At 68.6% G+C, this 6,362-nt stretch carries 6 protein-coding genes; 1 reads left to right on the top strand and 5 read right to left on the bottom strand.

Annotated elements, in window-relative coordinates; translation table 11 throughout:
• Positions 1-373 precede the first annotated feature (373 nt).
• The 5 genes from ACFVZW_RS36440 to ACFVZW_RS36420 all read right to left on the bottom strand — a co-directional run bounded on the left by ACFVZW_RS36440 (position 374) and on the right by ACFVZW_RS36420 (position 4,683).
• Positions 374-955, bottom strand: coding sequence for a hypothetical protein (locus ACFVZW_RS36440; protein ID WP_384530800.1), 582 nt, complete (start codon positions 953-955; stop codon positions 374-376).
• A gap of 178 nt (positions 956-1,133) precedes the next feature.
• Positions 1,134-1,952: an endonuclease/exonuclease/phosphatase family protein gene (locus tag ACFVZW_RS36435; protein ID WP_384530799.1), complete on the bottom strand. Its 819-nt coding sequence runs from the start codon at positions 1,950-1,952 to the stop codon at positions 1,134-1,136.
• On the bottom strand, positions 1,940-3,136 hold the full coding sequence (locus ACFVZW_RS36430) for a hypothetical protein (protein WP_384530797.1): 1,197 nt from the start codon (positions 3,134-3,136) through the stop codon (positions 1,940-1,942). Before ACFVZW_RS36430 ends, ACFVZW_RS36435 begins: the two co-directional genes overlap by 13 nt.
• A gap of 288 nt (positions 3,137-3,424) precedes the next feature.
• Positions 3,425-4,096, bottom strand: a complete 672-nt coding sequence (locus ACFVZW_RS36425) for a DUF1707 domain-containing protein (RefSeq protein ID WP_384530795.1) — start codon at positions 4,094-4,096, stop codon at positions 3,425-3,427.
• Between the two features lie 338 nt (positions 4,097-4,434).
• Positions 4,435-4,683 (bottom strand): hypothetical protein, encoded by a 249-nt coding sequence (locus ACFVZW_RS36420; RefSeq protein WP_384530793.1) that lies wholly within the window; start codon positions 4,681-4,683, stop codon positions 4,435-4,437.
• A 204-nt stretch (positions 4,684-4,887) separates the two neighbouring features.
• On the opposite strand from ACFVZW_RS36420, the gene ACFVZW_RS36415 reads away from it, so the two are divergent.
• Complete coding sequence (locus ACFVZW_RS36415) at positions 4,888-6,294, top strand: purine-cytosine permease family protein (protein ID WP_384530792.1); 1,407 nt, start codon at positions 4,888-4,890, stop codon at positions 6,292-6,294.
• Positions 6,295-6,362 lie beyond the last annotated feature (68 nt).

Here is a 6,362-nt window from a genome sequence, read left to right as displayed (position 1 = left end):
TCGGCATCCGATAAGTCACCACGCTGATCCCGCCCCATACCCCGACCAACGAGTCAGGAGCGAGCCAGTCACATGATCGGCCGGACAGCTCCTAGGCGAGCTGCCTCGGCAGAGTCAGTCACTCCTTCGTAACGCCGAATCACTGCGTGCATGGCCGATCTCCTCATAGATCCCAAGGGCACCCTGCGTGAAACGACCTACCCCGACCGAGTGCCTCTCGCTCGGGGGACATCCGGAAGCGACCCGGATAGGCGCACCTGCCGTGGCAAGGGGGCCTTGCCGCCCGCCGCTCTTCCGGCGGCCCCACCGCGCGAACCGCACCACGTGCGGATCAGGCGGCGGATCGACTCACCGCCAACCACAAAGGAGCTCGTCAAACCTCTCGCGCACACCACTTGGCTGCACGTAGAAGCCTGGCGCGCGTGGTGTCCGTGTCAAGGAACCGGCGGCGGATCCGGGCGGGCGGTTTGCTGAGCGGGTCCATCAGGACCGTGGTCGTGGTGCGTGGCGTCGGAACCTTCACCACGAGCGTCGCCGTGCCTGTGTTCGCCACCGGCCAGACACGGTGCAGTACCTCCGGGCTCAGGAAGTAGCCCGTCCCCGCGGGATGGGGCCGCCGGGCGAGCGCCACCACCCGGGTCAGCTCCGGTGCGTGGAAGACGTAGTCGCGCGCCCCTTCCGTCCGGCTCTCCCGGTACCGCGCCATCAGGACCCCGTGCGGCACCTCCTCGTACACCGTGGACTGCACCGCGCCGGCCAGGGTGCACGAGACGAACGCGAAACGGTGATCGTGAACATGCTCGTGCAGCGCGCGCGTCCCGGGCCACCACACGTGCAGCCGCACCTCGTACCGATCCGCGACGAGCAGCACGAACTTGTCGAAGCCCAGGGGATGGTGGAAGGAACGCGCCGCGCAGGCCGACAGGAGAGCCGGGTCCTCGCAGACGACGTGCACAAGTTGCCGTATCCGCTCGGGTGTGGACCACTGGGAGGCCCAGTCGAGGAGTTCGTCCGCGTACGGGAAGCCGGCCGCTTGCCATGGGCTTCTCGGTGGGCCGAGGAGGTGATTCAGTTCCCGGTCAATGGTCGCCGGGAGCCGTTCCGACGCATTCGAGGGGGCGGACACGGGGCGGTCAGCCGGAGGAGGGCCCGGACGGGGGGTCCGACCAGTGCAGCTTCGCCAGGCACAGACAGTGGTCCGAGAGGTTCGGCACGGTCGACGACGACACCAGCCGGAATCCGGAGCCGTGCAGCACGTCGTCCACCGCGGAGCCCCGGTATGTCGTCGTTCCCGTCATCGCGCTGCCAAGCGGGAGTCCACGCGCGGCCAGCAGTTCGGCGGCGTGTTCGGCGTTGAAGTCCCCGCACACCAGCAGGGACTGGGCGGAGAGTTCTCCCAGTCGTGCCGCGAGCGACTTCCAGACGGGCGTGAACTCGGTCTCGGTGGCCTCCCTGCCGAAGAGATGGAAGGGGAATGAGTGCACGGTCGCGATGTCCAGTCGGACACCGGCGTCCGACTCGCAGACCGCGGACACGAGGCCCTTGTCATGGCTGTGGATGACATCGTCGCCGAATCGAGTCGAGAGTCCGGGGTTGGGCAGACGGTGCCTGTGCACGTCTCGCAGCGGGAAGCGGCTCGCGATCGCGACTCCGCTGAGTCTGCCAGGGAAGAACGACGACGCGTGGAGCGGGAAGGCGGCGACATGGCGCAGGGGCGTCGTTTCGAGAATCAGGTCGAGCAGTTCGGACCGGCCCTCGCCGCTGAACCCGACCTCCTGCATGCCGATGACGTCGATGGCGCCCTCCAGCAGCATGTCGGTGACGCTGCGGGAGTAGTACGCGGATTCGCCGCCTTGGAAGATGTCGTCCGTCCCGCCCTCCGGAACAGCCTCGTGGACGTTCCAGGTCGCCACGCGGAGGTCGGCGTCGATGTACCGGTCTAGCGAAGCCATGTGCTGTTCCCCAACGCGTAGTCCTTCAGTACCCGTGCGCCCTGGTACGTCATCCAGATGGGCGCGGAACCGTCGTGCCAGCGCCAAAGCGCGTTTCTTCGGGCTTGCAGCACGTCTCCGACCGCGTCCCGAAGCCGCTCCTCGTGCGCGGCGCTCACGTCCCCGCTCATGATGGCGCGGGCGACCCATGCCGCGGTGAAATGGCCCACGAACAGCGCGTCGACGCTGCCGTCGGCGACGGGGCGGCGCAGCTGTTCGACTGTCGTGTGGAGAGAGATGTCGGTTTCGCAAAGCGACGCCACACCAGCCCGTGCCGCGTTGAGCCATGCCGAGTTGGTGCGGACCACAGCCGCCGCCTGATGCAAGGCCGTTACGGCGCGGGCCGTGTGCACGGGCGAGTGCGCGCCGCCGGACAGGCTCTCGCTCCAGTGTGTCAGGGTCTGCCCGGAAATCTCCTGACTGCGCCCGCCGTCCACGAGCCGACGTGCGAGCTCCGGCAGCTTCGGCGAGGCAGGGGCGACCTCCGCGAGTGTGGAGACGGCGGCTGCGACCACGGTGGTGCTGTTCATCCCGATGGAGTCGACCGCCGGGTCGAGCATTCCCTCCAGGACCCGGACGAACTCGTCCTTCAGGCCGTCGTCCAAGCCCGCGCGGAAGAGCGCCGACAGCACCCAGGCGGTGATCTCCGGCCTGCCGAGCTCTCGTTGCGTGCTGGCCGCCCAGCCGCCGCCGGGCTTCTGCAGGGCCAGTAGGGTCTGTGCGAGCCGGTGCCGGCTGATCCTGCCGTCGCGGACGTCGAGCAGCGTCACGAGCCGCAGACCGTAGGCCGTGCCGACGGCGGTAGGCGGCACGGGGTCGTCGAGGTACTGGGACCAGCCGTGCAGCAGAGTGCCCTGGTGGTTCACGATGCGGTGCTCGGCCACCACGCCGGACACGGACTCGCCCAGTATCACGGCAGCGGCGGGATGCTGCAACTCCCCGTCCGTCGCGTCCGGCCCCCGCTGCGGAGCGGCGGACCAGCCGCCGAAGCGGGTGAGAAGCCGCAGCGACAGGCCGACGCACAGGGCGCACAGCCCGGCGAAGAGATAGTGCAGGAAGGCCGCCGTGAACCAATCGTCCGGTACGTAGTCGAGCACGGACGTGAATGCGACGAGAGCCGCGGTGAACGGTGCGAGGGAGGCCACGGCAACACGCAGCCTGGCCAGTCGCCCGGGTCCGGTCGGCTCGGGTGCCGGCGGAGCCGGACGTACCGTGCTGATGTTCGACATCGCGCCCCCGCTGCCCGTGTCCCTGAGCCCGCCGCCCCATGTTCGGCCGACCCAGGATAGCGGCGGAAGGCGCCTCGACACGGCTGTTTCACAGGCCGCTCAGCCAGCCAGCGTGACGGCGACGGAGATGTTGCTATGTCAGGTCCCGTCCTGATCTGAGCGTCGCCCAGTCCAGGACGCCTCAGCGGCGATCCCGCCGGCAGTTCACCAGGAGGGAGTCGTACCTGCAGAAGGGGACGCGGACCTGCGTAGCAGCCACTGCCCGAACGTCCGACGCGGGGGCCGCACCACCACCTTTCCGTGGGCCTTCTGGCCGACCAGCTCCACGCGCAGCGTGGTCGGTGTGTCCAGGGGCGTTTGCACGCGTCGGTGCCTGAGCTTGCAGTGGACCAGGGTCAGGCCGTCGACATCGACCTCGACGCCCGGCCTCGTGATCAGCGTCAGGCTCTTCCCCGCCATGGCCACGTCGATCCGCAGGGTGTCCTGTGTGATCACGGCATCGGTGAAGTCGAGCGTCACGTCGCACCAGGTCACCGCGAGTTCCAGCCGTCGTGGCAGCACCCAGCGGCCCGTCCGCTCGATCGCGCCGCTGAACACCTGCTCGATCCGGACGACGTCCTTGGCCTCTGCCGCATTACCGCCTGCGGCAGTCGACACGGCCGGCAGGTCGGTGGTGAGCACGGCCAGTTCGCTCAGAGTCCTCGCCGACAGGGCGGCTTCCAGGCGCTCGTCCAGCTCGTCCGCGGTCAGCCGACCGTCCCCCGCCGCGATTCGCAGCACATCCACCACCCGGTCCCGGTCCGCATGAGAGGCTCGCAGCTCGGGCGACGAGCCGGGGCCGGATTGCTTCCCGGTGGGCGAAATCTCTCCCGACATGGTTCCGTCCTGGTCCTGTCGAACGTCTCTCCGCGCGACGCAGGCAGCGGCGCGAGCAGAAGACTAGCGCTATATCGCGACATGGATCCTTGCTGGGCCCCATCAGGGAGAGATGATGGGTAACGCCGCTCCACGGCATGGGCCATCCATCATGCCGAGGCCCGGATCGACCACTGCTGCGCGTAGCTCGAGCAGCGGTACGACGGTGAGATCCTGCGCCGGTTCGGTTCGGCTCGGCCGTCGAGTCGCGGGTCGACGCGGTCCAACAAGCACCTGCACACGTGCGACTTCGGTCTTCGCACCCCACCATCACGGCGGAGCCCTGCGGCGTCCCTCGGTCAGGTGCTGTCCCTCTTGTTCTTCTGTGCCGCCAAGAGCAGCACCTTGTACTGGCCCAGAGCGCGGCGCTGCTTCCGGGTCTTCCCGGGCGGCAGGAGATCCGCGTACCGCCACGCCTCCCGCCGAAGCTCCCACCCGCGCTTGAGGTCACCGGCGACCAGGGCCGCGCGGATGCCGCCGTCCGGCACGCCCCGCAGCCGACGGCCCCGACAGGCGCGGATGTCGAGCATCGCTCCGTCGAGGGCCATCAGCGTGTCGACTTCAGGTACCGGCGGTGCTGCGATCGAAGCTGAAATTGTTCATTCAAGACCTTGATGTCTGTTCACCTCTATGCCAGATTCGGCGCAGCACAACCTGGGTCAGCGGCAGCGGGGCAACCCGACATGCCGGAATTGCTGCGGGGAGAGGTCACCAACATGCCGGTCCAACACGCCCCTGGGGAACGACTCGCGATGGAACGACGCACCATCGAGGTGATCCCGGATGCCGAGCGGCACGGCACGCCGCGCAGCCAGTTCACTCTGTGGTTCGGCGCCAACATGCAGATCACCGCGATCGTCGACGGCGCGCTGGCGGTCGTCTTCGGTGCCGACGCGCTCTGGGCGATACCGGCTCTGCTGATCGGCAACGTGCTCGGTGGGATCGTGATGGCGCTGCACTCCGCGCAGGGGCCGCGGCTCGGCGTACCGCAGATGATCTCCAGCCGCGCACAGTTCGGCGTATACGGCGCGATCCTTCCGCTGCTGCTGGTGATCCTCATGTACCTGGGCTTCGCCGCGACCGGCAGCGTGCTGGCCGGGCAGGCGGTCTCCGAGATGCTGCACATCGACAACGCGGACGTCGGCATCCTCATCTTCGGCGCACTGACCGCCGTGGTCGCCGTCACCGGCTACCGGCTCATCCACATCGCCGGCCGCATCGCGACCGTCGTCGGCGTGCTCGGCCTCGGCTACCTGCTGATCCGGGTGTTCACGCAGTACGACGTCGGCGCGCACGTCGGCAACAAGGAGTTCGAGACGGCGACGTTCCTGCTCGCCGTGGGTCTGGGCGCCGGATGGCAGCTGACCTTCGGCCCGTACGTCGCCGACTACTCGCGCTACCTGCCCCGCGACACCAGCACGCGAGCGACGTTCTGGTCGACGTTCGCCGGTTCCGTCATCGGCTCTCAGTGGGCTATGACGCTCGGCGCCCTCACCGCAGCCGTCGCCGGCAAGGCCTTCCTGCCCGACCAGGTCGGGTTCCTCGGCGACCTGGCCGGCCCGGCGTACCTCGGGTTCCTCATCTACGTGGTGATCGTGGTCGGCAAACTGACCGTCAACTGCCTCAACGCGTACGGCGGCTTCATGTCGATCCTGACCACCGTCACCTCGTTCGACGGCCGCTCGCGCGTCTCCGCCGCCGCACGCGCCGCCTACATCGTCGGCTTCATCGCGGTGTCGATGGTCATCGCGCTCGCCGCAAGCGACGACTTCCTCACCAACTTCAAGAACTTCGTGCTTCTGCTCCTGATGGTGTTCACCCCCTGGAGCGCGATCAACCTGGTCGACTACTACCTGGTCTCCCGCGAACGCGTCGACATCCCCGCCCTGTACGACCCGGAGGGTCGCTACGGGCGCTGGAACGTCACCGCGCTGACCTGCTACGTCGTCGGCGTCGCCGTGCAGATCCCGTTCCTGGCCACCAAGTTGTACACCGGCGCGATCACCAAGAAGCTCGACGGCGCCGACATCTCGTGGATCGTCGGGCTGTTGGTCACCGCGCTCCTGTACGGGCTGTGGGCGCGGCGCACTGCCAACCCGCCCGCCGAGACCATCCACCCGGCCGAGGGCGGCGACCGGCTGACGGCGCCTGTCGGCTGACCCGGGTCACCCACCGGCGCCAATAGGCCTACAGGGCGTCGGGCGGGAGCGGCGCGACCGCTCCCGCC

This window comes from Streptomyces sp. NPDC059567, assembly GCF_042735655.1.
Classification (GTDB): Bacteria; Actinomycetota; Actinomycetes; order Streptomycetales; family Streptomycetaceae; genus Streptomyces.
The sequence above is the reverse complement of the archived record's forward strand: the minus strand, read 5'-3'. Positions and strand labels throughout refer to the sequence as shown.

Coding starts and splice junctions, on each gene's coding strand:
- ACFVZW_RS36435 (WP_384530799.1), bottom strand. CDS start 1,952: ATGGCTTCGCTAGACCGGTACATCGACGCCGACCTCCGCGTGGCGACC.
- ACFVZW_RS36425 (WP_384530795.1), bottom strand. CDS start 4,096: ATGTCGGGAGAGATTTCGCCCACCGGGAAGCAATCCGGCCCCGGCTCG.
- ACFVZW_RS36420 (WP_384530793.1), bottom strand. CDS start 4,683: ATGGCCCTCGACGGAGCGATGCTCGACATCCGCGCCTGTCGGGGCCGT.
- ACFVZW_RS36415 (WP_384530792.1), top strand. CDS start 4,888: ATGGAACGACGCACCATCGAGGTGATCCCGGATGCCGAGCGGCACGGC.